The 26,423-nt window shown below is 73.5% G+C and carries 25 protein-coding genes and 2 pseudogenes; 8 read left to right on the plus strand and 19 right to left on the minus strand.

What is annotated here, in order from left to right; genetic code table 11:
* From ACN263_RS21980 to ACN263_RS21995, 4 genes are all read right to left on the minus strand, one after another.
* Positions 1-738, minus strand: coding sequence for a zinc ribbon domain-containing protein (locus ACN263_RS21980; RefSeq protein ID WP_422736243.1), 738 nt, complete (start codon positions 736-738; stop codon positions 1-3).
* Entirely contained in the window at positions 728-1,564 is an 837-nt protein-coding gene (locus tag ACN263_RS21985; protein ID WP_422740781.1) for a Nif3-like dinuclear metal center hexameric protein, read from the minus strand. Before ACN263_RS21985 ends, ACN263_RS21980 begins: the two co-directional genes overlap by 11 nt.
* 197 nt (positions 1,565-1,761) lie before the next feature.
* Positions 1,762-2,337 carry a flavoprotein gene (locus ACN263_RS21990; RefSeq protein ID WP_422736244.1) on the minus strand — a complete coding sequence of 192 codons (576 nt, stop codon included), beginning with the start codon at positions 2,335-2,337 and terminating at the stop codon, positions 1,762-1,764.
* A gap of 13 nt (positions 2,338-2,350) precedes the next feature.
* On the minus strand, positions 2,351-3,580 hold the full coding sequence (locus tag ACN263_RS21995) for a helix-turn-helix domain-containing protein (RefSeq protein ID WP_422736245.1): 1,230 nt from the start codon (positions 3,578-3,580) through the stop codon (positions 2,351-2,353).
* Between the two features lie 248 nt (positions 3,581-3,828).
* Here ACN263_RS21995 and ACN263_RS22000 point away from each other — a divergent pair, with 248 nt between their 5' ends.
* Positions 3,829-4,500 (plus strand): bifunctional DNA primase/polymerase, encoded by a 672-nt coding sequence (locus ACN263_RS22000; protein WP_355051440.1) that lies wholly within the window; start codon positions 3,829-3,831, stop codon positions 4,498-4,500.
* A gap of 403 nt (positions 4,501-4,903) precedes the next feature.
* On the opposite strand, the gene ACN263_RS22005 is transcribed toward ACN263_RS22000, so the two are convergent.
* From ACN263_RS22005 to ACN263_RS22025, 5 genes are read right to left on the minus strand one after another with little or no spacing between them, the layout of a single operon-like run.
* Positions 4,904-5,626: an FAD:protein FMN transferase gene (locus tag ACN263_RS22005; protein WP_422740783.1), complete on the minus strand. Its 723-nt coding sequence runs from the start codon at positions 5,624-5,626 to the stop codon at positions 4,904-4,906.
* Positions 5,627-5,675: 49 nt separating this feature from the next.
* Positions 5,676-6,275 (minus strand): FMN-binding protein, encoded by a 600-nt coding sequence (locus ACN263_RS22010; protein WP_422736246.1) that lies wholly within the window; start codon positions 6,273-6,275, stop codon positions 5,676-5,678.
* Between the two features lie 11 nt (positions 6,276-6,286).
* Positions 6,287-7,705 (minus strand): ferredoxin reductase family protein, encoded by a 1,419-nt coding sequence (locus ACN263_RS22015; protein WP_422736247.1) that lies wholly within the window; start codon positions 7,703-7,705, stop codon positions 6,287-6,289.
* The gene (locus ACN263_RS22020) at positions 7,702-9,084 is read right to left on the minus strand and encodes a DUF1501 domain-containing protein (RefSeq protein WP_422736248.1); all 1,383 of its coding nucleotides are present in this window, start codon (positions 9,082-9,084) and stop codon (positions 7,702-7,704) included. Before ACN263_RS22020 ends, ACN263_RS22015 begins: the two co-directional genes overlap by 4 nt.
* A gap of 8 nt (positions 9,085-9,092) precedes the next feature.
* Entirely contained in the window at positions 9,093-11,216 is a 2,124-nt protein-coding gene (locus ACN263_RS22025; RefSeq protein WP_422736249.1) for a DUF1800 domain-containing protein, read from the minus strand.
* A gap of 430 nt (positions 11,217-11,646) precedes the next feature.
* Here ACN263_RS22025 and ACN263_RS22030 point away from each other — a divergent pair, with 430 nt between their 5' ends.
* The gene (locus tag ACN263_RS22030; protein ID WP_422736250.1) at positions 11,647-11,904 is read left to right on the plus strand and encodes a DUF3040 domain-containing protein; all 258 of its coding nucleotides are present in this window, start codon (positions 11,647-11,649) and stop codon (positions 11,902-11,904) included.
* A 4-nt stretch (positions 11,905-11,908) separates the two neighbouring features.
* Here the strand turns inward: ACN263_RS22030 and ACN263_RS22035 are convergent, their stop codons facing one another.
* The 3 genes and pseudogenes from ACN263_RS22035 to ACN263_RS22045 all read right to left on the minus strand — a co-directional run.
* Positions 11,909-12,799 (minus strand): SWIM zinc finger family protein, encoded by an 891-nt coding sequence (locus ACN263_RS22035; RefSeq protein ID WP_422736251.1) that lies wholly within the window; start codon positions 12,797-12,799, stop codon positions 11,909-11,911.
* A pseudogene (locus ACN263_RS22040) lies at positions 12,796-14,946 on the minus strand (DEAD/DEAH box helicase); the annotation flags it as partial. The gene ACN263_RS22035 and the pseudogene ACN263_RS22040, both read right to left, overlap by 4 nt.
* Before the next feature lie 77 nt (positions 14,947-15,023).
* Positions 15,024-16,107, minus strand: a pseudogene (locus ACN263_RS22045) (ATP-dependent helicase); the annotation flags it as partial.
* Positions 16,108-16,262: 155 nt separating this feature from the next.
* Between ACN263_RS22045 and ACN263_RS22050 the strand changes: the two are divergent.
* Entirely contained in the window at positions 16,263-17,138 is an 876-nt protein-coding gene (locus tag ACN263_RS22050) for a carbohydrate kinase family protein (protein ID WP_422736252.1), read from the plus strand.
* A 10-nt stretch (positions 17,139-17,148) separates the two neighbouring features.
* Here the strand turns inward: ACN263_RS22050 and ACN263_RS22055 are convergent, their stop codons facing one another.
* A complete protein-coding gene (locus ACN263_RS22055; RefSeq protein ID WP_422736253.1) occupies positions 17,149-17,670 on the minus strand; it encodes a DinB family protein in 522 nt (173 codons plus the stop codon).
* An 82-nt stretch (positions 17,671-17,752) separates the two neighbouring features.
* On the opposite strand from ACN263_RS22055, the gene ACN263_RS22060 reads away from it, so the two are divergent.
* Complete coding sequence (locus ACN263_RS22060) at positions 17,753-17,959, plus strand: hypothetical protein (protein ID WP_422736254.1); 207 nt, start codon at positions 17,753-17,755, stop codon at positions 17,957-17,959.
* Positions 17,960-17,966: 7 nt separating this feature from the next.
* Here ACN263_RS22060 and ACN263_RS22065 read toward each other — a convergent pair whose 3' ends face one another.
* Together ACN263_RS22065 and ACN263_RS22070 are read right to left on the minus strand one after the other, a co-directional pair.
* Positions 17,967-19,109, minus strand: coding sequence for a polysaccharide pyruvyl transferase family protein (locus ACN263_RS22065; RefSeq protein WP_422736255.1), 1,143 nt, complete (start codon positions 19,107-19,109; stop codon positions 17,967-17,969).
* A 64-nt stretch (positions 19,110-19,173) separates the two neighbouring features.
* Positions 19,174-19,653 (minus strand): GNAT family N-acetyltransferase, encoded by a 480-nt coding sequence (locus ACN263_RS22070; RefSeq protein WP_422736256.1) that lies wholly within the window; start codon positions 19,651-19,653, stop codon positions 19,174-19,176.
* Between the two features lie 161 nt (positions 19,654-19,814).
* Here ACN263_RS22070 and ACN263_RS22075 point away from each other — a divergent pair, with 161 nt between their 5' ends.
* On the plus strand, positions 19,815-20,747 hold the full coding sequence (locus tag ACN263_RS22075; RefSeq protein WP_422736257.1) for an aminoglycoside phosphotransferase family protein: 933 nt from the start codon (positions 19,815-19,817) through the stop codon (positions 20,745-20,747).
* 12 nt (positions 20,748-20,759) lie between these two features.
* Here the strand turns inward: ACN263_RS22075 and ACN263_RS22080 are convergent, their stop codons facing one another.
* On the minus strand, positions 20,760-21,389 hold the full coding sequence (locus tag ACN263_RS22080) for an HAD-IA family hydrolase (protein WP_422736258.1): 630 nt from the start codon (positions 21,387-21,389) through the stop codon (positions 20,760-20,762).
* Between the two features lie 110 nt (positions 21,390-21,499).
* Here ACN263_RS22080 and ACN263_RS22085 point away from each other — a divergent pair, with 110 nt between their 5' ends.
* Positions 21,500-22,003 carry a SigE family RNA polymerase sigma factor gene (locus tag ACN263_RS22085; protein ID WP_422736259.1) on the plus strand — a complete coding sequence of 168 codons (504 nt, stop codon included), beginning with the start codon at positions 21,500-21,502 and terminating at the stop codon, positions 22,001-22,003.
* A complete protein-coding gene (locus ACN263_RS22090) occupies positions 22,000-23,391 on the plus strand; it encodes a hypothetical protein (protein WP_422736260.1) in 1,392 nt (463 codons plus the stop codon). Before ACN263_RS22085 ends, ACN263_RS22090 begins: the two co-directional genes overlap by 4 nt.
* Here the strand turns inward: ACN263_RS22090 and ACN263_RS22095 are convergent.
* From ACN263_RS22095 to ACN263_RS22105, 3 genes are read right to left on the minus strand one after another with little or no spacing between them, the layout of a single operon-like run.
* Positions 23,363-24,160, minus strand: a complete 798-nt coding sequence (locus ACN263_RS22095) for an alpha/beta fold hydrolase (protein WP_422736261.1) — start codon at positions 24,158-24,160, stop codon at positions 23,363-23,365. The two genes, ACN263_RS22090 and ACN263_RS22095, sit on opposite strands and share 29 nt — an antisense overlap.
* Before the next feature lie 21 nt (positions 24,161-24,181).
* A complete protein-coding gene (locus ACN263_RS22100) occupies positions 24,182-24,730 on the minus strand; it encodes a hypothetical protein (protein ID WP_422736262.1) in 549 nt (182 codons plus the stop codon).
* A 31-nt stretch (positions 24,731-24,761) separates the two neighbouring features.
* Positions 24,762-25,313 carry a DinB family protein gene (locus tag ACN263_RS22105; protein ID WP_422736263.1) on the minus strand — a complete coding sequence of 184 codons (552 nt, stop codon included), beginning with the start codon at positions 25,311-25,313 and terminating at the stop codon, positions 24,762-24,764.
* A gap of 233 nt (positions 25,314-25,546) precedes the next feature.
* Between ACN263_RS22105 and ACN263_RS22110 the strand changes: the two genes are divergently transcribed.
* Positions 25,547-26,419 carry a class I SAM-dependent methyltransferase gene (locus tag ACN263_RS22110; RefSeq protein ID WP_422736264.1) on the plus strand — a complete coding sequence of 291 codons (873 nt, stop codon included), beginning with the start codon at positions 25,547-25,549 and terminating at the stop codon, positions 26,417-26,419.
* The last annotated feature ends 4 nt before the right edge of the window (positions 26,420-26,423 follow it).

Genomic DNA, 26,423 nt, shown 5'->3' on the forward strand with positions numbered 1-26,423 from the left:
CTACAGGCCCGACTCGTTGGTACGGACCATGATCCGGCGGCAGTCCTCGCAGCGGACCACGTCGTCCGGGGCGGCCTTGCGGATGCGGGCCAGGTCGGCGCCGGAGAGTTCCAGTCGGCAGCCGCCGCAGCGGCCGGCGGTGAGCAGCGCCGCGCCCAGCCCGGTGTCCTCGCGGATCTTGTCGTAGAGGGTGACCAGCTCGGCGGGGAGGTCGGCCGCGAGCGGCTGCCGGGCGCTCCGCTTGAACTCCTCCTCCTTGGCGATCTCGGCCAACGCGTCGTCCCGGCGCTGCTCGGTGGCGGCCCGCTTCTCCCGGGCGTCGGCCAGGCGCTGCTCGACGCCGTCCAGGACGCCCTGGGCGGTCTCCCGCTGCTCCATCAACTCCAGCTCGGCGTCCTCCAGGTCACCCTGACGCCGGTTGAGCGAGGCCAGCTCGTGCTGGAGCGCCTCCAGCTCCCGGGCCGGGCCGGTGCCGGCGGCGAGCCGGTTCTGGTCCTTCTCCTTGCGGGCGCGGACCTGATCGACGTCCTTCTCCAGCCGGGCGATGTCCCGGTCCAGGTCGTCGACCGCCACCTGGGCGCGTACCCGCTCGTCCTCCAGCGCCGACAGTTCCCGGGCCAGTGCCTCCAGTTCGGCCCGCTCCGGCAGCGACCGGCGACGGTGCGCGAGCTGGGCGAGGTTGGTGTCGAGCGCCTGCAGGTCGAGCAGGCGGCGCTGGACCTGGGGGTCAGCCTTCACGGTCGGGCTCCTTGTCGTCCACAACGGGTGCGGCGGCGTGCACGGTCCACGGGTCGGTGTCCAGGTCGGACACCAGCGTCTCGACGCCCGGCGCCTCCCGCAGGAAGGCGGCCAGGTCGTCCAGCCACGGTCGTTCGGTCGCCCAGTGGGCGGCCTCGATCAGGGCGGGACCATCGGCGGCGACGTGCTCGCTGGCCGGGTGGTGCCGCAGGTCGGAGGTGAGAAACGCGTCCACCCCGGCGGCGGTCGCGGCGCCGAGGAAGCTGTCCCCCGACCCGCCGCTGACGGCGAGGGTACGAACCATACGCCGGGGATCGCCCGCGGCGCGAACTCCCCAGGACGTGACGGGAAGCACGGCGGCGGCGTGCCGGGTCAGCTCGGCGAGGGTCATCGGGGCGGGCAGGTCGCCGATCCGGCCGAATCCACGGTCGTCGCCGTGCGCGGGCGAGCCGGGCGTGGGCCGTTGCAGCGGGCGCAGCCCGGTCAGCCCGAACCGGGCCGCGAGGGCGTCCGAGACGCCCGGGGAGGCCACGTCGGCGTTGGTGTGCGCCGCGTACAGCGCCACACCGGCCCGGATCAGCTCGTGGACGATCCGGCCCTTGACGGTCGTCGGCGCGACCGACGACACCCCGCGCAGCAGCAGCGGATGGTGCGCGATGATCATGTCGGCCCCGACGGTCAGCGCCTCGGCGACCGTCTCGGGCACCACGTCGACCACGCAGAGCACCCGGCGGACCGGGCTGGTCGGCTCGCCCAGCACCAGGCCGACGCGGTCCCAGTCCTCGGCCCAGGCCGGCGGGTAGCGGCGCTCCACCTCGGCCACCACGTCGCTCACCGTGGGCGCGGATCGGCTTGTGCTCACGGCGGGCCAGCTTACCGGCGCGGAGGCCCGCAGGCGGTGACACCCGGCCCCGGCCGCGCCGGTCGGCGGTCCGGCAGGCCCTCGCCGGGCCGCGAACTGGCGACGCCGTTCGAGCCGCCGGGGCGGCAGCGCCGCCGACGCGCCGGCTCCGGCGGGCAGGCTCAGGCGGCGCGGTACGCGACGGTCCGCAGGGCGGCCAGCGGCATCGCCCAGGGGAAGGCGTGCAGGTGCTGCTCGCCCGTACCGGGTGGGTGCAGGGCGACCACGTGGTCACCGAAGAGCACCGTGATCCCCCAGTCCGCCAGCCGGGCCACGCCGGCCCGGAACGCCGGATGGGCGGCCATCGCGACGTTGGTGTACGGCACGGCGACGATCGGGATGCCCTTGCCCTGCGCCTCGACGAGCAGGCCGAGGGCGAGGGTGTCGGCGATGCCGGCCGCCCACTTGTTGACCGTGTTCACGGTCGCCGGACAGACGACCATGGCGTCGGCGGGCGGCAGCACGTCCGGGTCACCGGGATTCTTGTAGTGCGTCCGCACCGGGTGGCCGGTCTGCCGGACCAGGGCGGCCTGGTCGACGAACTTCGCGCCGTCCGGCGTGGTGACCACGCAGACGTCCCAACCGTCGCCCTGGGCCAGCTCGACCAGGCGGCCGACGTGCCGGGCCAGCGGCGACCCGCAGGCGATGACGTAGAGCACCGCACGGTGCTCGCTGGTGTGTGGTGCGCCGGTCGTCACACCGGCTCCGCGCTCATACCCCTACTCCCATCTGCTCAGCCAACTCCGCTATCGGAGAAGGTGGCGCACCCCGTGTGCGACGAAGGACGTCGGACATCACCTCGTGGGCGATCGGCCGGCAGCGGATCTCGGACGGCGCGAGCCGGTCACCGAGCAGCAGCATCTCGCCGGCGTTGGCCACGTCGCCGATCTGGGCGTACCCGCGGGCGATGTCGAGCAGGTGGTGGGCCCGGCGCTCGGGCAGCAGAGCGTTGAAGTCGGGCTCGGCGATGCGGAGCTGGTGGACCTCCACCGCGCGTCCCCCGTCGCCCAGCTCGACGGCGGCGGCGGCCCGGTGCAGCTCGACGTTGGTCGGGCCGAACGAGGTCCAGTAGTGGTTGTGGTCGCCGCCGAGCAGGGTGGCGGCCTCCTGCGCGCAGCTGATCAGGTCGTCGACGCTGGCCGAGTCGCCGATCCGGGACGCGGCCATCGCGCCCTGCAACAGCAGCATCCCGTAGACGGAGAGTCGAGCCGGTGAGACCTCGTTGCTGCCGCCGGGCGCCAGCCGGTTGGCGATCTGGACGTTCAGCTCGAGCGCCGGCCGGGCCCGGCCCATGGCGACCAGGGCGTTGCAGACCCGGGTGGTGGCGATCCCGGCCAGCAGCGGGTCGTCGGCGCGCTGCGCCACCGCCATCGACCGGTCGGCTGCCAGCCAGGCCAGCTCGAACTCGCCGAGCTTGCGCAGCACCGAGGAGGCGATCTGGTAGACCTGCCCGAGCAGGTGCGCGGCCTCCGGGGCCTGCGCGCCGGCGTACGCGGCGTCGGCCGCCTGCGCGTCGCGCAGCAGCTTGGGCAGCGCGCGGGTGAGCATCCCGTACCGGCCGTACTGGTAGGTGAGCCAGGCGTGGTTGACGGCCTTGCGCATGTCGTCCAGCGGGGGCGGGTACGGCACGGCGTCGAAGTACGCGCTCATCGAGTCGTACCGTTCCAGGGCGGCCCGGATCTCCTGCACCTCGACCTGGTCGATGCAGTTCAACGCGTCCGTACGCCGCTCCGGGTCCCGGCCCATGAGCAGTTGCACGTCCATCTGGAGGATGTCGGCGATCTCGTAGAGGACGGAGAACTTGTCCAGCCGGCGGACGCCCCGCTCGACCTTGTCGACCCAGCTCTTCGACTTGCCCAGGCGGTCCGCGAAGACCTGCTGCGACATCTTGCGCCGCCCCCGCCAGTAGGCCACTCGCCGGCCAATGGGTAGCTCGTCCATCTCCCCATCCCTCCCCCTGCCGCCGCCGTTTCGGGCGGGGCGCTGTCCGCGGGTGCGGCGATCAGTCGTTCGTCTTGCAGTTTTCGCTGGTCGCACAGCCTGTACGTCAGCCGGACAGCCAGTCCTCGTACTTTTCGTGCAAGTTGCACGAGCCGTTCGTCAACCTCAACGATCGTGGGTTACGGCAGTGACGGCGCTCGAACTGCGACCTGGCGTCCGCCGGGCCCGACCGAGGGGAGATGGCACACATGTGGGGGAACGTCGGACCACGCGTCGCCGAACTGTCGCCGCTGGAACGCGTCCGGCTGCGCCGGGTCGCCATCCGGTACGCCGTACACGGTTGGGAGGTGACGCCCGGCGCCTGCCTCGCCCGCAGCCGCTTCGTGTGCGGTCGGGCCGGCTGTCCCACGGTCGGCTGCCACCCTGCGCTGGAGAACTGGGAACTGGCCGCCACCACCGACCCGGCCCGGGTGGCCACCTGGTGGCGGACCCGCCCACACGGCGTGCTGCTGCCCACCGGGCGCACCTTCGACGTGCTGGAGGTGCCGGCACACCTCGGCCGGCACGTGCTCGACGCGGTGCAGACCCACCCCGCCGGCACCGGCGTACGCGGGCCCGTGCTGGTCACCCCCACCGGCCGATGGATGTTCCTGGTACGGCCCGGTGACCCGCTGCGGCCGGAGTTGGAGCACTGCTTCCACGTGGTCCGGCACGGGCCGGGTTCGTGGATCCCCGCGCCGCCGACCCGGCTGCCCGAGGGAACCGTGCGCTGGGCGGTCGCCCCGGAGCAGGCCCGCTGGCAGCTTCCCGACTCGTACCTCGTGCAGAACACCCTGATCGAGGCGCTGCGCGCCAGCGGGGTGACCCTCACCCACGACCTGCTCCCCGGCCACCTGCCGCTGCCCCGCCGGGGCAGGTGAGCCGGAGCCGGCCGACGATCCGATCCGGTGACCGACAACGTCGCCGGGCCACCGGTCCTCGTTGAGCAGGCGACGGCGCGAACGCGCGCCACGAACGGGGGAACGATGCCCACACACGACCGCTCGCCGTATCCCGGCGGCACCGAGCCGCCCCGCCGCGGCCAACGAGGGCACCGCTGGGCCGGCACCCGCCCGACGGGCTCCCGCCCGGGCCGCCCACGCCCCACCGGCACCCGCCCCGCCACCACCCACCGCCCCCTCCGCTAAACCCGCCCCACCCCCACCCCGCCGATCTTGCACTTTGTGTCGCGGCATTCCCCACCACAAGGGACGGATCGGCAACCGAAACTGCAAGATCGCGGGGAAAGGGGTGGGTCCGCGGGGGCGGGGAGAGGGGTGCGGGTCAGACCGTCTGCGGGAGGGTGGCGGAGTGGTACTGGCGGGCGTCGTCGGTGATGACCGCGTAGGTGTGGTCGGTCAGGCGGTCCAGCCAGCCGATCCCCGCCGCGCCCATGGCCAGGGCGGCGGTGGCGTAGGCGTCCGCGACACCCAGGTCGCTGCCGACCACGGTCACCGAGCGCAGCCCGCCGGCCGGGGCGCCCCGGCGGGGGTCCAGCACGTGCCGGCCCCGCTCGTACACCCCGGAGGTGGCCACCGCCAGGTCGGTGCCGGCGAGCACCAGGCAGGCCGCCGTCTCGTCCCACGGGTGCCGGATGCCGATGCGCCACGGCTCGCCGGTGGGCGAGAAGCCGCGTACGCGCACGTCGCCGCCGGCGTTGACGCAGTGGTTTGCCGCGCCGGCGGCGAGGAGCCGGTCCGAGGCGACCTGGGCGGCCCAGCCCTTCACGAACCCCGACGGGTCGAGTCCGCCGGTGGCGTACGCGTCGAAGAACCCGTCGGTGACGCCCCACAGGTCGGCGCACGCCTCCAGCACGAAGCGCAGGTCCGTCGACGCCTCGGAGAGCAGCACCTCGCCCTGGTCGAACCGGCACACCTCGCTGTCCGACTTGTACGTGCTGAACCGGCCGTCCACCTCGTGCATCCAGGCGAAGACGTCGTCGGCCAGTTCCCGCAGCCGCGCGGGACGCAGGTCCTCGGCGAGGTCCAGCGTGATGGTCGTACCCATGATGTGCTCGACCCGGCACAGCCCGGGCCGGGTCATCGCGGCCGGCACCTCAGAACGCCTGCTCGATGGCGGCCCGCAGGGACGTCTTGTACGCGTTGCTGGTGGCCGTCGCGCCGGACACGGTGTTGAGGTTGGCGCTCTGTTTCTTCACCACCTCGCCACCGGTGCCGTTGTAGGCGTTGCGGACGTCGCCGCTGTGGATGTCGGACTCGCCGCCGCTGGGCAGCGACAACGTCACCGCGTCGACGATCTTGTTGCCGGAGACCACGATCTGCACCTGCACGTACCCGTAGTCGTCGGCCGTGTCCACGGTCGGCCCGGTCACCCGGCGGGTGGTCGACTGCGGCGCCTTGGTGGTCTTCGGCGCGGTCGGCGCCTTCGCGGTGGTCTTCGTGCCGGACGGCTTGGCGGTCGTCTTACCGGGCTTCGGCGACACCGACGCGTCGGCGGTCTCGGACGGCTTCGGCGCCGCACCCGACGGGTCGGCGGCCGGGGCGACGCTCTCCTCGACCCCCGGCCCGCTGGGGTTGACCGGTTGCGCCGTCGGCAGGTTCTGGGCGACCTGGGTGGTGCCCGGCGAGCCCTTGAGCACCACCAGGGCGGTGGTGCTGGCGGCCAGGCCGGTGATCGCGAGCAACGCGCGACGCATGCGATGCCTTCCTACAGTTCGAAGGTGGCCAAGTGGATCTGCCGGCGAGGTACGCCGGCGCGGCGCAGCGCGCGCACCGACTGCTCGACGAGGCCGGACGGCCCGCAGAGGTAGACGTCGCGCCGGGCCACGTCGGGTACCAGTTGGCGCAACCCGTCCGGGCTCATGAGCTGGCGTGGGCCGGGGTCGTCGCGGGAGCCGATGACGTACCAGACCGAGGTGTCGCGTTCCTGGGCCAGCCAGTCCAGCTCGCGGCTGAGCAGCACGTCGGCCGGGGTACGGGCCCGGTAGATCAGGGCCGCGCCCGGCGGCAACTCCTCGAGCATGGCCCGGATCGGCGTGATGCCGCTGCCGCCGGCGATCAGCAGCGCCCGTTCGCGCAGCCGGTGCGCGGCGGTGAAGGTGCCCGACGGGCCCTGCGCCCACACCCGGGTACCCGGGTCGAGGTCGCGCAGGTCGGCGGTGTGCCGGCCGACGACCTTGACGGTGAGCCGCAGCCAGCGGCCGTTCGCGGCGGCGGAGACGGAGAACGGGTGCGACTGCCACCAGCAGCCGGAGGTGAGGAAGCGCCAGCGGAAGTACTGCCCGCCGAGCATCGCGAGCCGGCCCAGCCGCTCCCCGGTGAGGTAGATGGAGATGGTGTCCGGGCTCTCCGCGACCACGTCGGCGACCCGCAGCTGGTACCGCAGGTTGAACGCCAGCGGCGCGATCACCCGTCCCCACAGCAGCGCGGCGACCACCAGCAGGTAGAGCGCGATCCAGCCGGTGCGTACCGGGCCCGGCTTGTAGAGCTGCGCGCCGTGGCTGAACTGGTGCCCGTAGCCGAGCAACAGCACCAGATAGCTGGAGCGGTGCAGCAGGTGCCACAGCTCGTAGGGCAGCGCGCGCCGGATGGCCCGGACGCTGCTGAACCCGACCACCATCATGATGCCGGTGGCGACGAAAGCCGAGAGCATGTCCTCGTACCCGCCGAGCAGTGTGCCCACCTCGGCGAACACCGAGTGGTTCCGCAGGTCGGCGTACCCGACGAGGATCAGCGACAGGTGCGCCAGCACGGCGACCAGCAGCGTCGCGCCGATGTCGCGGTGCCAGCGGCCGATCTGCTCGCCGCCGATCCACCGTTCCAGCACGGGCAGGCGACTCATCATCAGCACCTGCACGAGCAGCAGGTACCCGGCGATCAGCCCGGTGATCCGGCCGCCGGCGGTGAGGGTCGAGGCGGTGCTGCGCAGCGAGCCGGCGGGGGTGCCCAGCCACCACGGCAGCACGCTGGCCACCAGCCCGACCAGCAGCAGCACGGCCAGCAACCGCCGGCCGCCGGGTCCGCGCCGCTCGGGGACCTGCGGGGGTACGGGAGCAGCCGACCGGCCGCCGTGCCGGGACGAGGTCCCGGTGCGGCGGCCGGCGGCGTGGGTGCCCGGGTACGTCACGCGTACAGCTTCATCGGGGCGTACTTCATGCGCGGGAACACCTTCTGCACCTCGGCGTTGGTGAGCCCGAAGCGGCCCTGCGCCAGGGAGCCGTAGACGTTGAACATGTTGTTGTATTCCGGCACGTCGCCGGAGTCCAACTTGCTCAGCCCGTTCCAGGTGCCCAGCAGCGATCCGGCCAGCTTCTTGCCGGACAGGACGGTGACCACACCGCCGTGGCCGTGGTCGGTGCCGCCGGTGTTCGAGCCGACCCGGCGACCGAACTCGCTGGACACCATGATCGTCACGTCGGCGGCCTGCGGGCCGAGGTCGGTGAAGAACGCCGCCATCGCGCTGGCCAGCTCGTTCAGCCGGCGGTGCAGCTGGCCGCCGCTCTGGGTGCCTTGGTTCTCGTGGGTGTCGTAGCCGCCCATGCCGACGGTGGCGACCCGGACGTTGGCACCGCCCTTGATGAGCTGGGCGAGCTGCTGGAACGCGTTGCCGACGCCCTCGTACTTGACGCCCTCGGCGGGCTGGTACGGCTTGGCGGCGAGCTTCTGCGCGGTGGCGAGCGCGCCCATGCCCTCCTGCACGGCCTCCTCGACCGGGTGGTTGATCCCGGTGAAGAGTCCCTTGATGGCCTTCTCGGTGGCGGCCCGGTACTTGTCGTCGCCGTTGAGCCGCAGCGAGCCGACGCTGTTCAGCGAGAGCGCGCCGTTGTTGCCGACCAGCGAGCGGGGCAGCGTGCTGCCGATGCCGACGCTGCGGAACGCGGTGCCCTTGCCGAGGTGGTCGACCAGGCCGTCGAGCCAGCCCCGGCCGCCGGTCTCGTTGGGCAGACCACCCAGGTTGCAGGCGTCGGCGGCCTGGAAGTGGCTGCGGGACAGCCGCTCGTCGGAGACCGCCGGGATGAAGCCGAGCTGACCGGCCTTGAGGAAGCTCTCCAGCGGCTTGAACGCGCTGGTCAGCTTGAAGCCGCGGCTCAGGGCCAGCGAGTCGTTGCCGAGCAGCAGGTCGGGCCGGGCCTTGGCGAGCACCGGGTCGTTGTCCGGCGCGACGAGGCTGAGCCCGTCCAGGCCGCCGTAGAGGAAGACGTGGATCAGCGTGCCGGTCTTGGTGGCCGCGAACGACGCCGAGGTGGTGACGAACTGGGCGGTGGCCAGTGCGGTGGCGGTGGCCGCGGCACCGGCGACGAACGTGCGTCGGGTGACGCCCCGCCCGTCCTGCTGGGCCTCCTCCAGGTCCTCCAGCCGGCGGTAACGGTCGGCCTCGGCCGCGTTCTCGGCGGCCACCAGGTCGGCCTCGGCGCGCAGCAGCGCCTCGGCCGGGTTGTCGGCCAGCCGTCGCACGTCGGGGCATTCGGGGTGCAGGGGGAAAGAGTTGTACACAGTCTTCTCCATCGGGTGCCTCACCGGAGGTGGTGCTGGGGGGAAGCGAGGATCGCCCGCGCGACGGCGGTGATGGCCCCGTTGAACGTGGCGTCGACCTTGGCGGTCGCCGCCACACCGGCCACGCCGAGGATGAGGTTCTTCTCCCGGGTGCTCAGCTTCTGGCCCACGAGCCGCAGGGACAGCGCGTCCACGTACGCCCCGGCGGTGGCCGGCGCCTTGACCAGCTTCTCCGGCGCGGTGTACGTGAAGACGGTGCGGTAACCGGCGACGATCTCGCCGGCCTCGTTCCAGCCGTTGACCATGGTGCCGGCCGAGGTCCACGCGACGTAGACGTCGGGGTAGCCGTCCGGGGTGGGTTGACCCATCGGGTACTGGCCCAGCTCGCGCAGCTTGTCGTGGATCTGCCGCAGGCCCCGGGCGAACGGGGTGCGCTTGTTGTCGCCGTTGTTGTTCTTCGGCGACGCCTCGGGCGAGACACCCAGGGTGCGGTACGTGGCGACCAGGTACTCCATCGGCCGGCGGACCTTCTGCCCCACCGCCGCCCAGAACTCGGACGAGCTGAACAGCGTCATCAACACCGGCTTGATCATGCCGTTGTTGCTGCTGTACGTCTTGGCCAGCCGGTCCACCAGGGACTTCGGCGGGGTGTCCGAGACGAACCGGGTGGCGAGGCTCTGCGCCACGTACTTCGCGGTCGAGGGGTGCAGCGCGATGTAGGTGATGTACTTGTCGATCGCCGCGTCCACGGCGGCGATCTCCTTGGCCGTCGGGTTGTTGACGTCCTTGATGCTGAACGTGTTGGCGTGGGTGAAGCCGAGGATCTTCACCTTGCCCATGTAGTGCTGGTTGACGCGCAGGACGTACTGGCCCTTGTCGTCGACGCCACGGCCGGTCTGGAGCATGGCGGCCTGCCGGACGTCACCCTCCTTGTAGCCGCCGTCGACGCCGACCGAGTACAGCTCGAGGTTCTCCCGGGCGAGGTTCTCGTTGATGGCGTCCTTGCGGGAGTCCTTCTGGTTCAGGTAGATCAGCAGCGCGGGGTGCTTGTTCGCCGCCACCAGCATCTCGGGGTAGCTGCCCAGCGCGTGCTTGCGTACCACGTCCTTGTCGAACGAGGTGCGGTAGACCTCACCACCGTCGAAGTCGGCGGCGACGTGCAGGAAGTCGTTCCAGAAGTCGACCATCACCTCGAAGAGCTGACGCTTCGACCAGATCTGCCGGGCCAGGGTGGCGTCGACCACCTCCCGCTCCGGCTGGGCGCCCATGTCGTTGAGCTTGTCCCGCTGGTCCCGCAACTGCTGCACGGAGAGCGACTGGGTGGGCAGCTCGGAGAGCTTCAGCTCGGCCTTGCTCGGCTCGATCTTGTCCGGGTCGAGCTGCGACCGGATCCACGCGTCGATGCCCTGCTTCTTGATGTCGGCGACCACCGCGGGCGTCGCGCCGAAGGTGGCCCGCCGGGCCAGGTGCAGGACCGGGTCCTTGGCGAGCACGGTCTTGACGGTCACCTCGGTCGCCGCGGCGGCCGCGGCCGGACCGGAGAAGGTACGACCACCGGCGGGGGCGTTCTTCTTCAGCGCCTCGCCGGCCCGCGAGCCCATGTAGCTCTCGTTCTGCTCGGTGTAGGTACGCACCGTGCTGGGCTGCTGGCCGCTGGGGCGCGCCGCGGTCCCGTCGGTCACCGTGTTGCCGGTCGCGTCGGCCGCCGCCTCGTCACCGAAGAGGTCGCGGAACTGCGGGGTCATGGCGAGCGCCGCGCCACCGGCCACGACGGCGGCGGTACCACCGATGGCGGCCATCGCCTTGCGCCGGCCGACCTTGCGGCCCGGCTCGTCATCATCGTCCAGAGTGGGCAGTCCGGCGCCGGCCGGGCGGGCCGGGGCGGGACGACCGAGGCCCTCCGGGCCGACCCACTGCGGCCCACGCGGGCCGGGGGCGGGCTGCGCGTTGTACGCGTATCCGTCGACGTACTGCTCGCGCGGGTCGCCCTGCGCCCGGTAGCCGCCCTGGTAGGGGTGGGGCGAGTCGTATCCGTACGACCCGGACGCGGAGGGGTCGCCGTACGTGTCCGGGGTGTGCTGCTGGCGTCCGTCCCAGCCGCGGTCGTCCCGCGGTCGACGTGGTGGCACATTCTGGTCGGCCATGTACCAATCCCGATTTCTGATGAGCGCCGGAAAGCTGCGACCGGGCAGGTGCGGCAGGTGCGGCGACTGTTGCCTGAGGGGGTTGCTACGGCAAGGTAACCAAGCGCTCAGGTGCCTTCAAGGTGGGCCGCACACGCCCGTGGGGGCACTTAAGACAGCCCTCACCACGGCATTCGTGGTCGGCGGGCAACGTGAGTCGGGCTCCGACCTTCTCAGCAGGGCCGACGCGCGGCAGCCGGGTACGGATCGGACCGCGCCGCCGTACGCGCCACGTTCACCGCTGTTCACCACCACAGGCAAACTTAAGGTTCGGATAAGCCGGACGTGAGGTGCTCTCACGCTGGGGAAAAGTAGGACGAGCAGGAGCGTGAGCCGCCGTCGCAGCGGGTATGCCGCCGAACCGCTGAACGCGTGAGGGGAAGGCAGCGCCATGCTCAGCAAAGAGGATCAGCGCAGGTTCGACCAGATCACCCGTCAGCTCCGGGAGAGCGACCCGGCGTTCTTCGCCCGGCTCGACCATCGGGTCCGGGCCCGTCGGGGCCGTTATCTGATGTTGTTGACCATCCTGCTGTGGGCGTCGCTCCCGGCGATGGCCGTGTTCGCCGGACGGCTGGCCGGTGCGATCTGCGCGGTGGTGCTGGTGGCCAACGCGGCGATCATGTGGCGGTTCCGCCGCCGCTGGACGTGACGGTTCACCCCGGGCCGAAGGCCCGGTACGCGCGGCGCAGCCGTTCCAACAGGCCCGGGCCACCGATGGCCGGCGCCGGCGGACCGAGCTGGCGCAGCAGGAGATCCGGCCCGGTCGCCAGCCGGGGTGGCCGGTCGGGCAGCGGCACGGGCGCCGTCCAGAACCGGTCCACCGCGTCCGTGACGGGCGTGCCGGCCAGCCCGGCGAGCGCACGGGACGCGCCGGCCGGTGGCCGGACGTCGACCGCCGACGGGCCCGGGTCCACGATGGAGACCGGCGCGGGCGACGCCGGGGCGCCGGTCGCCTCGGCGCGGCGGGCGCGCAGCCGGTCCAGCAGGTCCGCACGCGATCGACCCCGCCAGTGCAGCAGCTCGAACGGGTCCGCGTCGAACGCCTCGGCGAGCAGGTAGAACGTGGCCGCGAGGTGCTTGCACGGCACCGCGAAGTCGGGGCAGTTGCAGCGCTGCGTCAGCTCGTCCACGGCGGCGGGGAAGAGCGGGGCGCCCGCCGCGGCGAACAGCTCCTCCAGCTCGTCGGGCAGGTCCCCGGCGAGCAGTCGGGCGCTGAAGAACGCCTGCCCGGCCAACTCGTCCTCGATCCGGGACCAGAGCGCCTCCGGGAACGCCGCCAACGCGATGGCGACCTCGTACGGCCGGGGTCGGGAGCCCTGCACCTGGGCGGTGACCCGGCCGGGCGTGACGTCGAGCCGGAGCACCTGACCGGCCCGCGCGTACGACCGGCCCCGGGTCAGCCGGGTGCCGAGCGCGAACGACTCCAGCACCTCCAGGAAGCGCCGGGACCACCAGGACCGACCGATCGCGCCCCGGGTGCTGCGCGCCTTCAGTCCCCCGTCGACCTTGCGGGGGCGGCCGTAGTCGGCGAACCGGTCGCTCACTCCACCACCGCCCCGGCCTCCAGGGCGAACAGGTCCCGGAGCTGACCCGTGGACAGCTCGGTGATCCACTGCTCGCCGGTGCCGACCACCCGCTCGGCGAGGCTGCGCTTGTCCGCGATCAACGCGGCCACCTTCTCCTCGACCGTGCCCGCGCAGACGAACTTGCGGACCTGCACGCGTCGCCGCTGCCCGATCCGGAACGCCCGGTCGGTGGCCTGGTCCTCCACCGCCGGGTTCCACCACCGGTCCACGTGCACCACGTGGTTGGCGGCGGTCAGCGTGAGGCCGGTGCCGCCGGCCTTGAGGGAGAGCACGAACAGCGGCGGACCGTCGGCGGACTGGAACCGCTGCACCAGGGCGTCCCGCTCGGCCTTGCCGACGCCACCGTGCAGGAACAGCACCTCCCGGCCGAACCGGGCCGACAGGTGCCCGCGCAGCATCGCGCCGAACTCGGCGTACTGGGTGAACAGCAGCGCCCGCTCCCCCGCCGCCAGCACCTCCTCCAGGATCTCGGTGAGCCGGGCCAGCTTGCCCGAGCGCCCGTCCAGCGGGGAGCCGTCGCGCAGCAACTGGGCCGGGTGGTTGCAGACCTGCTTGAGCCGGGTCATGGTGGCCAGCACCAGTCCCCGTCGCTCGATGCCGTCGCTGGTCTCGATCCGGGCGAGCATGTCGTCGACCACCACCTGGTACAGGGCGGCCTGCTCGGCGGTGAGGTTGCAGACCACCTCCATCTCCAGCTTCTCCGGCAGGTCCGAGATGATCGACGAGTCGGTCTTGAGCCGGCGCAGCACGAACGGCCCGGTGATCCGGCGCAACCGCTCGGCGGCCTCGGCGTCACCGTGGCGCTCGATCGGCTCGGCGAACCGCTTGCGGAACGTCGCGGCCGGGCCGAGCAGCCCCGGATTGGCGAACTGCATGATCGACCAGAGGTCGGCGAGCCGGTTCTCCACCGGCGTGCCGGTCACCGCGACCCGCTGCCGGGCGGGCAGCGCGCGGACCGCCTCGGCCTGCCGGGTGGAGGCGTTCTTGATCGCCTGCGCCTCGTCCACCACCACCCGGTGCCAGTCGATGCCGGCCAGGTCGAGGGCGTCCCGGGCGGCCACCGAGTAGGTGGTCAGGACCAGGTCCGCGCCGTGCGCGGCCGTGGTGAACTCCGCCCCCCGCGCGCGCTCCGCGCCATGGTGTACGTGCACCCGCAGTCCCGGGGTGAACTTCGCCGCCTCGCGCTGCCAGTTGCCGACCAGCGACATCGGACAGACCAGGAGTGTCGGCCCGGCGTCCGGCGGGTCTCCGGCGAGCAGCGCGAGCAACTGCACGGTCTTGCCCAGCCCCATGTCGTCGGCGAGCACCCCGCCGAGCCCCAACGACCGCAGGAAGGCCAGCCAGGCCAACCCCCGCTGCTGGTACGGCCGCAGCGTGCCGGCGAATCCCGGCGGCGGGTCGAGCGGGGTGAGCCGGTGTTCGACCGCCCCGGCGAGCAGGTCCCCCAGCGCGCCGTCGGCGCTCACCTCCAGCACCGGCAGCGCCCCGGTGTCCTCGCCGTCGCTGAGCCCGAGACGCAGCAGGTCGGCGACGGTCAGCTCGCCGGCCGAGCGGAGCAGGCGCAGACCGGCGGCGAGCCGCCCCGGGTCCAGCTCCACCCACCGGCCGCGCAGCCTTACCAGCGGGGTCTTCAGCTCGGCCAGCGCCGCCAACTCCTCGGACGACAGCGGCTGGTCGCCGAGCGCGATCTCCCAGCGGTAGTCGACGAGCGCGTCCAACCCCACGCCGGCCTCGGTGCCGGCCACCGTGCCGGGCGCGGTACGGCTGCGGGCGCGCAGCCGAGCGCCGAGCCGCGCCGACGGGCGCTGCCACCACGAGGGCAGCAGCACCCCGAACCCGGCGGCGTGCAGCACCGGCGCGCCCTCGCTGAGGAACCGGTGCGCGCCCTCGATGTCCAACTCCATCGCCTCGGGAGCGGCGGTGCGCAGTGCGGCGTCCAGGTCCGGCCAGAGCCGGCTGGCCCGGCCCAACTCGGCCAGCAGGGTCTCCTGCGGGCTGCCCGTCCGACCGGCCAGCGGGTCCGACGTGTCCGCCCGCCAGACCTCGGCGGCGTCGATGTGCAGGCCCGGCTCGTCGGCGGCCTGCAACCCGAACTCCAAGCGCCAGCGGGCAGTGTCGGTCGAGGTGACCGGTGTTGGGATGTCGCCCGACGTACGGGTGGCCAGGATCGGTTCGGTGACCTCGTCGGGGGCCGGCTCGACCAGCCGGAAGCTGGCCCGTACCGCCCCGCCGGCCGCGTCGCGCTGCCACCCGTCCAGCTCGGTACGCAGCAGGTCCAGCGCCGCCTGCTCGACGGTGAAGTCGCGGTGGGGCCCGGCCAACGCGGCCAGCCAGGCCGGCGCGGGCCCGGTCGGGCGCACTCCCCGGCCCAGGGTGGTGCTCGCGAGGGCGGCCCGTGCGGCGGCGTCGGTGAGCGCGTCGAGCGCGTCCGCCACCAGGTCGGCGGCGGTCAGCTCGCCGTCGCCGGCCCCGGTCACCGAGGACGCCCCCACCTCGGCGGGCACGCGGGCAGAGGCGGCGCCGGCCGGCACCCGGGCAGCGGCTGAAGCGGCAGCGGGAACTGTGGCTGCGCGGGTGGCCGGCGGCAGGGCCAGGGCCAGCGAGCGGGCCCAGGCGGCGTCGGTGCCGGTCAGCAGTGGACGCCACACCGCCCGCGCGACGACCTGGGCCGGCCGCTCGTCGCCCGGGCGGGCCGCGCCGGCACCAGCCACGGCGACACCCGCCGGGCCGGCACCAGCCTCAGCACCCGCCGCGGCGGCACCGGCCAGGGCGGCGGCACCGGCCAGGGCGGTCGGGTCGGTCGGGGCGTGGACGCCGGGCAGGACGCGGCCCCGGGCCACCAGGTCGGCGGCGAAGTCGGCCAGCTCGGCGAGGTGGCGCAGGGTCGCCCCGCACACCACCGGGAGATCGTCCACGGCGCGGAGCAGGGGCAGGGCGTCGTCCGGGGCGTACCCCAGGGTGGGCACCCGCCACACGGCGAGGGTGAGCCGGCCGCGGACCGGGGGTGCGACGGTGGTCCGGATCAGCTCGGGTGAGTCGGTCGGCGCGCCCGCCCGGGTGGGCAGGGTGAGCAGCGCGGTGGCCGGGCGGGCCGGCTCGGCGGCGTCGGCGAGGGCCGCGACCAGGTCGGCGTGCCCGGCGGCGAACGGGTGCGGGCGCTCCCGGGGAGGCCGCCCGGAACGCGCGACGGCTACCGGCGCCGCACTGTCCTCGGCCCACACGGCGAGCCCGGAGCCGGGCAACCACAGCCCGTGGATGACCAGCACGTACTCCCCCTCGTCGCCGCCCCGGCCCAGGATAGGCGGCCCGGCGCGACAAGCCCGCGCCGATCTTGCGGTTGCTGTTGTCGAGATGCATGGTAATGCCCGTTACGCCGGGACAGAAAGTGCAAGATCGACGGGTCGGGGGCTACGGTCGCGTCGTGGTCGATCTTCTGGTGCTGGGTGGGTTGGGGGTGGATGTGCGGGTTCGGGTGCCCGCGCTGCCGCTGCCGGCCGCCGACTCGCACACCGTCGAGCCGATCGAGCTGCGGATCGGCAACACCGGGGCCGGGGTGGCGCTGGCCGGCCGGGCGCTCGGGCTGCGGGTACGGGTGGTGGACACCCTCGGCACGGACCCGGCCGGCGACGTGGTGCGGACGGCACTGACCCGGGCCGGGGTGCCGGCGGTGCTGGCCGAGGACCGGGGCGGCACCCGGCGATCGGTGAACCTGGTGGACCCGGACGGTGCCCGCACCTCCCTGTACGACCCGCGCCCGTGGCACGGCGACGGCCCGCCGTTCTCGCCGACCCAGCTGGCCGAGGTGGTCGTGGACGCCCGGCACGTCCACGTCTCGATCATGGACTGGACGGTGCCGCTGCTGCCCGCGGTGCGGGCCGCGCTCGCGCCGGGCGTGTCGCTCTCCACCGACCTGCACGACTGGGACGGCACCAACCCGTACCACCGTCCGTTCGCCGAGGCCGCCGACCTGGTCCTGGTCAGCGGGGTACGACTGGCCGACCGGGCCGGGACGCTCGCCGACGCGCTGACACCCCGGACCGTGGTCGTGACCCGGGGCGCGGACGGCGCGGAGCTGTACCCGGGCGACGGCACGCGGGTGCCGGTGCCGGCCGCCCCGCCGCCCGGGCCGGTGGTGGACAGCAACGGGGCGGGCGACGCCTTCGCCGCCGGGCTGATCGCCGGCCGGCTGCGAGGAGAGCCGCTGACGCAGGCGGCCCGGTACGCGGCACGGGTCGCCGCGGCGGCCTGCACCCACGACGGCATGGAGTACCCGTCGGGCCTGCTACCTGTCCACTGACCCGCCCGGGTCAGAGCGCGCCGGTCGAGCCGTCGGTCAGTTCGCGCAGGATGTCGGCGTGGCCGGCGTGCCGGGCGGTCTCCTCGATGAGGTGGACCAGGATCCAGCGCACCGACACCTCGCCGAGCTGCGGGTGCGGCACCACGTGGTCGAGGTCGAAGCGCGCGACGACCGTCCGGGACCGCGCACAGGCCCGCTCGTACGCCTCGACGAGCCCGTCGACCGTGTCCCGCTCGTCGAGGGTGAAGCTCGCCACCGCGTCCTCTTCCGAGGTCAGGTAGACGTCGCCCGGCTCGGGGGCCAGCAGCACCGGGAACCAGTTCCGCTCGACCAGGGTCAGGTGCTTGACCAGCCCGGCGAGCGTGGTCGCGGAGGGCACCAGCCGACGGGCGGCCTCGTCGTCGGACAGACCCCGCACCTTGCGCAGCAGCACCGCGCGGTGGAAGTCGAGGAACGACTCCAGGACGGCGCGTTCGTCGCCGACGCGGGCGAGCACCGGGCCGAGCGTCGGATCGATGGTCTGCTCTGCCATCCGCCGACACTAACCACGCGGCCGGTCCCGCGCTGCCCCGCATCCCGCTGCGAGGTGGCCGCACGACAGGCAGGATGGGCGCATGGCTTCATCCGTGCAGATTCCCCTCGTCGGCGGCACGGCGGACGGGCAGACCGTGACCGTCGAGCTGGACACCAACGGCCGCCCCCCGCTCACCCACCACCACCTCGGTACCGGTGGACTGGCCGAGGCGCAGATCTACGAGTTGGAAGCCGCCCGCGAGGAGTCCCGCGAGTGGCGCTACCGCTGGACCGGGCCGGCGGTGTGACCGTCGGTCAGGCCCGGGTGAGGGTCTGACTGCGCAGCTGGTCCAGCACCCCACGGGTCACCTCGGAGGTGCCCCGGGCCTGCTCGCAGACCTCGGCGACCCGGCGGGCGGTGGCCTCGGCGCGCTGCTCACGTTCGTCCCACAGACGGTCGACCTCGGCCAGCAGCGGCCCCTCCACCTCCCGTTCCACGCCCCGCAGGGCCGGCACACCGAGCCGCTGAGCCAGGTCGAAGACCTTTCCGGCGTACGGCAGCGGCAGGAACGGCGTACCCACCATCGCCGCGAAGATCAGGAAGTGCAGGCGCATGCCGACGGCCAGGTCGAAGTGGCGCATCAGCCCGAGCACCTGCTCCGGCGAGTAGGTGCCGTGCAGGATCCGCCCCCGCTCGGCGGCGACCATGTGCGACAGCACCCCGTGCGAGTGCCGGATGTCGTCGCGTTCCATCGGCACGAACAGCACGTACGCGTCGATCCGGTGCACCAGGAAGTCACCGATCTGGGCCAGCAGCCGGTGGTACCCGTCGACGTCGAGGCGTTCGGCGGCCCGTCCCGGCTCCCGGACGCTGATCCCGACCAGCCGCTTGCCCACCGGCACCCCCTCCTCGGCGAGCAGGTGCGCCGGGAAGTCGGCCGGCTGCAACAGGAACGCCGGGTCGGCGGTGACCGTGATCGGGTTGAGCAGTCCCGCCTCCTCCAGGACCATCCGGGACTCCTGGTCCCGGACGGTCACCTGGGTCGCGCCGGCCAACGTCTCCCGGACCATGCCGGTGTCGACCGCGTCGCTCAGCGGTCCGACCCCCACCGCGTACGTGATCAGCGGCAGGCCGCGTTCCTGGGCGACCCGGACGACCCGCAGGTAGCGGCGGGCCTCCCGGTCGTAGAGGATCCCGCCGCCGCCGAGGATCAGCAGGTCGAGCTGGGCCAGCACCAACGCGGAGTCGGTACGGCTAACGCCCTCCCACGGCACCGCCTCGACGTCCGGGTGGGCGGCCCGGGTGTGTTCCGGGTGACGGGAGAAGACGATGATCCGGGCGTTCGGCTCCTGCGTACGGAGATCGGTGAGCAGGCCGGTGAGGATCGCCTCGTCGCCGAGGTTCCGGCCGCCGTACGAGCCGAGCACACCGATGGTCAGTCCGGCGCCATGCGTCATCTCCTCGCTCCTCCCCAGGTGCGGTCCGCGCGGGTTTCCCGCTGGGCAGGTGAACACTCCCGGTTCAGCGCGGCGGGTCGATCCGCTTCGCCATCTGCTGCGACCTGACCTCGAAGCCCAGACTCCGGTAGAGGCCGATCGCCACGGTGTTCGTGCCGAAGACGTTCAACCCCAGCTCGGGTACGCCGAGTTCGGCCAGTTCGGCCTCGATGAGCTGGATCATCCGCCGTGCGTGGCCGCGTCCCCGGTGCTCCGGATGTACCTCGATGTTGTTGATCCACGCCTGTCGGGTGTCGGCGTTCGCCGGCAGGGCCACCCAGATCCAGCCGACCTCGGCGTCGTCGACCCGGGCCACGCGCAGCAGCACCCGCTCGGTGGCCGCGCCCGCCGGCAGCAGCTCGCGGAGCTGCTCCGCCGACCGCTCCCGGGCCGCCTCCGGCGACATGCTCCGGTGCGCGGCCAGGTCCTCGGCGTAACCGACCTCCAGCGGCTCCCGCAGCCGGGCCAGTTCCCGCTCGGTCATCGGCGTCAGTGTCAACTCCACCGCAGCCTCCCCTTCGATGTCTGATGCGGCACGTAGTGCAGCAGACCCACGCGGGACGTCGCCAGCGGGATACCCGCCACGGGGCCTCGACCCGCCCGATCTGCCGGTAAGTCCCGGGAAATGGGTTGTTCGTCGGGCCGGGCCCGGCGCACCGTAGCCGGATGCAGGGGACAGCGACACGGATCGGTTGGGGTGACCTGCCGGCGGCGGTCCGGGCCGCGGTGGAGGGCATCATCGGTGACCGGGTGGTCGAGGCGGTCTCCCAGCCGGGGGGCTACTCGCCGGGCACCGCCGACCGGGTTCGCACCGCCGGCGGGCGGCGAGCGTTCGTGAAGGCGGTCAACCCGGCCTTGAACCCGGACAGTCCGGTCATGCACCGCGCCGAGGCGCGCATCGCCGGGGCACTCCCGGCGTCCGCGCCGACGCCCCGTCTGCTGGGTTGCCACGACGACGGCGACTGGGTGGCGCTGGTCTTCTCCGACGTGGACGGCCGGCACCCGGCAACCCCATGGCGGTCCGACGAGCTGACCCGCGTCCTCGGCGCCCTGGAGGCGATGGCCGTCGCGCTCACCCCGAGCCCCGTCGCGCACGTGCCGACCGCCGCCGACCTGCTGGCCCGGGACTTCGCGGGCTGGCACCGGATCGCCGCCGACCCGCCGCCACGGCTCGACCCGTGGGCCCGCGCGCACCTCGACGAACTCCGCGCGGCCGCCGACGAGGGCGTCGCCGCGCTGACCGGGGACACTCTCTGCCACGTCGACGTACGGGCCGACAACCTGCTTCTCGACGCCGCCGGCAGGGTGACCGTGGTCGACTGGCCGTGGGCCTGCCGGGGCCCCGCCTGGCTGGACACGGCGCTGCTGCTGGTGAACGTACGGCTGCACGGCGGGCACGACACCGAGGCGCTGCTGCGCCGGCTGCCGCTCACCGCCGACGTCGACCCCGCCGCGCTCACCGGCGTGTACGCCGGGCTGGCCGGCTTCTTCACCGACAGCGCCCGCCGACCGCCGCCCCCCGGCATCCCGACGGTACGGGCGTTCCAGCAGGCCCAGGCCGACGCCCTGCTCCCCTGGCTGGCCCAGCGCCTGCCCTGACCCCTCGGCGGGTCAGCGTGCCGTGGCCGACCCCGACAACCCGTACGTGAGCTGCGTCAGGTCGACCAGCCGCAGGTCGCCGTCGAGTCCCTTGAGCGCGGCGGTCATCGCGCCGGCCGCACGGCCGGCCTGCAACCCCACCTCGGCGTCCTCGACGACCAGACAGCGCCCCGGTGGCACGTCGAGCAGCGCGGCGGCGCGCAGGTAGCCGTCCGGGGCCGGTTTGCCCTCGTCGACGTCCTCCACCGTCACCAACACCTGTGGCGCGATGCCGGCGGCACCGAGTCGGGCCTCGGCCAGCCGCACGTCGGCGCTGGTCACCACCGCCCAGGGCACCCCCGACCGGGCCAACGTCGACAGCAACTCAAGGGCACCCGGGGTGGCGGTCACGTCGGACAGGTCGTCGTACTGCAACGCCAACTGCCGGGCCGCCGCCACGGCGACCGCCGCGTCGTCGAGCGCGGGAAGGAGCCGGCGAATCGTCTGGTCGGCGGGTCTGCCGTGCGCGATCGCGAGCGCCGCCGCCGGCTCGACGGCATACTCGGACGCCCACCGCTCCCAGGCCCGCTCGACGGCGGCGTCGGAGTCGACCAGGGTGCCGTCCATGTCGAAGAGCACCGCGCCGATGCCGGACAGATCCACGTGTCCGAGCATAGAGCGGTGCCAAGCTGAGCGGATCACGCACGGTCCGCGCATCCCCGCCTCAACCATCCGCCGGGCGGGAGGCGTTTGTCCTGTGCGAGGGGGTGGGCATGGTCGAGTCGTTCCACGATTTCGTGGTGCACCGCACGGCGGCGCTGTCCCGGACCGCCTACCTGCTCACCGGTGACCACCAGCTCGCCGAGGATTTGGTGCAGACCGCGCTGGCCCGGACGTACCGGCACTGGCGGCGCGTTCGGCACGGCAATCCGGAGGCGTACGTGCGGCGGGTGATGTACCACCAGCAGGTCTCCTGGTGGCGGCGCCGTCGGATCGTCGAGCGGCTGGAGGCCGAGCCCACCGAACGCGCCGACGCCGATCACAGCGAGACCACGACGCTCCGGCTGACGCTGGCAGCGGCGCTGAACCACCTCACCCCACGTCAGCGGGCGGTGATCGTGCTGCGCTACTACGAGGATCTGACCGAGGCGCAGGTCGCCGAGGCGCTGGGCTGCTCGATCGGCACCGTGAAGCGGCACGCCCACGACGGACTCAGCCGGCTGCGCTCGGTCGCGCCGGAGTTGGTCGACGCCGCCACACAGAGGAGCACCCGATGACCGCCCGGCTCCGCGACGCCCTCCGCACCGCCGCCGAGGGCGTGCCGGCGTACCCGGTGTACGAGCGGGCACTCGCCACCGCCCGCCGCGACCGTCGGCGTCGGGTGGCGGCCGCAACCGGGGCGCTGTTGGTGCTCGTAGTGGCCGGTGTGGCGCTGCCGTTGGGGCGTACCCCCGCACCTGAGCCGGCCGCCACCGCGGACGCCGCGCTGCCCGACCGGATCGCCCTGCCGCCGATCGGCACGCTGCACGTCACCGACCGTCCCCGGCTCGGTCCCGCGTCGGTGATCTTCAGCGGCCCGGCACCGCGTCTGCACGGGTGGAACGACGTGAACGTCGTCGGCGTCGTCGACGCGGACTCCGACCGCTACCGGATCATGCGGATGGGTGGGGAGTCGCTGGCGGGCGGGTTGGTCCACCTGTCCCCGGACGGTCGTTACCTGGCCCGGCCCGAAGGGGAGCAGGACGATCCGGGCGTCGAGGTCATCGACCTGGTCACCGGGCGCACCCGGCGGCTGACGTCGAGAGTCGACGACAGCGTGGCAAGCACACCTGTCGCCTGGTCCGCCGACGGTGGATCGCTTGTGGTCCGCGACGACGTGCCTGTCGCGTTCGACGGGGCCACCTACACCTCCGTGCTGAGCGCGGTGACCGTCCGCGATAACCGATGGACCAGGCTGGCCGCCGGCGCGCAGGAGGCGCGCGTCGGGTCGGTCGTCGCCGCGGCGCCGGGCCGGCTCGCCTACCAGTACGGCCGCACGGTCGCGGTGACCGGCCTGGACGGCCGGGAGCGGTCCTCGTTCGCCCTGCCCGACGGGACCTGGCTGGCCGGTAAGGGCGCGTGGAGCCCCGACGGCGCGACGTTGACCCTGGCGAACCGCCGTTCCGGCACCGACGAGTGGACCCTGCGCCGCGTCGATCCCGCCACCGGACGGGACGTCGGGGCACTGCGCCTGCCCGCCGTCTCCGGGGTCGTGGCCATCCGGCTGCTCGGTTGGGCACCCGACGGGTCGGCGCTGGTGGCGGCCTACCAGCCGGAACCCCTCGCCCCTGACCGGCCCCTCGAGGAGTCGACGGACCCGCCGTCCACGCGTGACGGGGGCGTACGCACCGTACGGGTGCTGGCACTGACGCCCGGCGCCGCGGCGCCCCGAACCGTGCTGACCGCACCGGACCAGGTGGTCGACGTCGACGTCGCCGACCAGGTGCTCCGCAGCGGGCGCATCCGCGACGCGCGGCCACCCGGCGGGGTGGGTGGCCGCTTCTGGCTCTGGACCGGTCTCCTTGCGGTGCTGGTCACCGCGACCGTGCTGTATCAGAGCCGCCAGCGGATCGCGCTGTGGCTCGACGATCGGCGGGTCAGGCGGGCGCGCCGACCTGGTGCGTGAGGAAGGGCAGCACGGCGGCCGGCAGCGCCGGCGCGCCCACGATGTCGTAGTGCGTGTGACCGGGCAGCACGGCCAGCCGGGCCGCCGGCCGGTCGGTGCCGTCCCCGCCGGCGTCGCGGTGCCCGCCACCGAGCAGCCCGTAGAACTCCGCCATGTGCCCGGTCGGAATCGAGTCGGCGTCGGCGAAGACCAGCATCGTCGGCACGCTCAGCCGCGCCACCTCGGCCGACCAGTCGTAGTCGCGGCGCAGCAGGTCGCCGCTCTTGGCCCACAGCCGTGGCCAGTCCTGCGGGCGCGGGGCGACGCGTTCGTAGCGCAGGTGCGGTGGCGTGCCGCGCATCTGCGCGCCGACCCGCTCGTCCTGGCCGGCCATGGCGGCCAGCACCTCCGGATACCAGCCGGCGCGCTTGCACGGTGTGGAGACCAGCACCAGCCGGCGTACCAGCGCCGGGTGCTGGATGGCGGTCCGCAGCGCGACCCCGCCGCCCAGCGAGTAGCCCAGCATGTCGGCCGTGGCCAGGTCGAGGTGGTCGAGCAGCGCGGCGATGTCGTCGGCGAGCGTCTCGTAGCGCAGCGGCCGGTCGACGTCGGCCGTGCGCCCGTGCCCCTGCAGGTCGACCGCGAGGACGCGACGCCGCTGGGCCAGCGCCGGCAGGATCGGGGCGAACATCTCCCCCGAGCCGTAGCCGCCGTGCAGCAGCACCAGCGGCCGACCCGAACCGTGCGACTCGTACCAGAGCTGCAGCCCGTTGATCTGCGCGTAGACCACCCAGCCTCCCGCTCGTCGGGGTCACCCGTCCCGATCCAACACCGGACGCACGACGTCGACGAACGAAACCCGGCGATTCGTCCGTACCTCGATGGCCGCGAGCCAGCGTTCCCGGTGCCGGTCGCGCAGCGACGCCGCCGCGTCACCCGGCTCGGCCGCGAGCCGGCGCTGTTCGGCGTACTCCGTCGTCAGGCTGGCCACCACCGACCGGCCCGCCGCCGCGACGTCCGCCGGGCCTTCCAACAACACCAGGTTGTACGCCTCGTCCACGGCGCGCATCGCCGCGTACGTCTCGTCGTAGCCGGGCGTGCCCGCGTCCGCGCCCGGCTCGATCCACCGCCGGTCCAGCTGCCGGTAGGCCGCGTCGCAGGCGCCTAGGAACCCGACGTACGCGTCCCGCCGCAGCTCCTCGCGCCGGGTCGCGGCCCGGTCGACGCTCTCCTGTCGGGCGATGGTGAGCTGATGGGCGAGCTGCCGGCGGGTGCTGCGGGCGGCGATCAGCCCGGTCAGGGCGGCGGCGGCCAACGTGGACAGTGACGTGATCAGCGCAACGGCGACGGTGTCCTGCACGCGCCCATTCTGACGGTGCCCCGCGTGGCGCTCAGCGGGGCGGGTCCTCGCCGGTCAGCCCGTCCACCGACTCGCGGATCAGGTCGGCGTGCCCGACGTGCCGCGCGTACTCCTCGATGAGGTCGACCAGGACCCGCCGTAGGCTGGGCACCCGGCCGTCGGGCCACTCGTGCCGGGCCAACTGCTCCGGGCCGCCGTCGGCCAGCAACTCGGCCGCGGTGGCTCGGGACCGCGCCACGGCCTCCCGCCACAGCGTGTAGAGCTGGTCCGGGGTGTCCTCGGCGGCCGAACGCCACTCCCAGCCCGGGTTGGCGTCCCAGTCGACGGTGTCCCACGGGGGTCCCGGTGAGCGCCCGGCCAGCTTGAGGGAGAAGTAGAGGTCTTCGACCAGGGCCAGGTGCTTGAGCAGCCCGCCCAGGGTGATCGACGACGGGCCGAGCGTCGCCCGTAGGCCGGCGGCGTCGAGCCCACCGGTCTTCCAGGCCAGGGTGGCGCGCTGTCGGTCGAGGGAGCCGAGCAGGGTGGCGGTCTCGTCGCCCGCGATCGGCGGCTCGGGGTGACCGTTCCCGTCCACGTAGGTCATGGCCGTTGACAGTAACGGGCCGACCGGGAGTCAGCGGCGGTTGCGCTTGCGGAGTACGGCCCAGACGCCGCCGGCGACTGCCGCCGTGAACGGCAGCAGGCAGCAGAGGCTGAGGACGGCAAGGTGCCACGGTTTGATCGCGCCCATAGCCGCGAAGGCTATCGGGTGCGGTCAAATGGTTCCGCGCGGCGGTACGGTCGGCACCGAAGCCGACACGGACAGGAGCGCGAGCGATGCCGGGAACGCCAGCCGCGAGTCGTACGGCGGTGCTCGTCTGTCAGGGCCGCGCGGCGGCGGACGGCCTGGTCGCTCCCGGCCGGTTCGCGGATCCGACGGCCATGCGCCTGCTCCGCGCCGACGAGCGCGAGGCCGTCGATTGGGTACGCAACGACGCCGCGCCCCGGTCGTGGCGGCAACGGGTCGACTACGAGACGGTACGGGCCTGCGCCGAGATGATCGTGCCCCGCACGGTGGCGATCGACGACGCCGTACGCGCCCACCACAGCTCGCAGGTGGTGATCCTCGGGGCCGGGCTGGACGGTCGGGCCTGGCGGATGCCGGAACTCGCGGGTAGGTCGATCTTCGAGGTCGACCACCCGAACAGCCAACGCGACAAACGCGAACGCGCCGAGGGTCTGCCGGGTGCCCCGCCGACGTTCGTGGCGGTGAACTTCGGGCGTGACCGGCTCGCCGAGGCGCTGGCAGCCGCCGGGCACCGCCCCGACGAGCCGACGACGTGGATCTGGGAGGGCGTCGTGCCGTACCTCACGGTCGCCGAGGTCTCCACGACGGTCGCCGCGCTGGCCGCGTGCTCGGCCCCGACGAGCCGCCTGGTCGTCAACTTCCAGCTGCCCGGGACGGCCCTGACGCTGGGTCGCCTCGTCGCGCGGATGCTGATGGCGTCCACCGGCCGGCGCAGTTTCTGGGCGACCGAGCCGTGGCGCTCGACCTGGACACCGGCCGCGATGGCCGCTCTGCTCGCCCGACACGGCTTCACGGTCACCGACGACCACGACCTGCTCGCCACGGCGCGGGCCCTGGCCGTGCCGACCCGCAGGACCACGTCGCTGGCACGCAGCCGGGTGATGGTCGCCGATCGCGCGTGACGCT

This window comes from Micromonospora sp. WMMD729 (assembly GCF_049315225.1).
In the GTDB taxonomy this organism is placed as follows: Bacteria; Actinomycetota; Actinomycetes; order Mycobacteriales; family Micromonosporaceae; genus Micromonospora.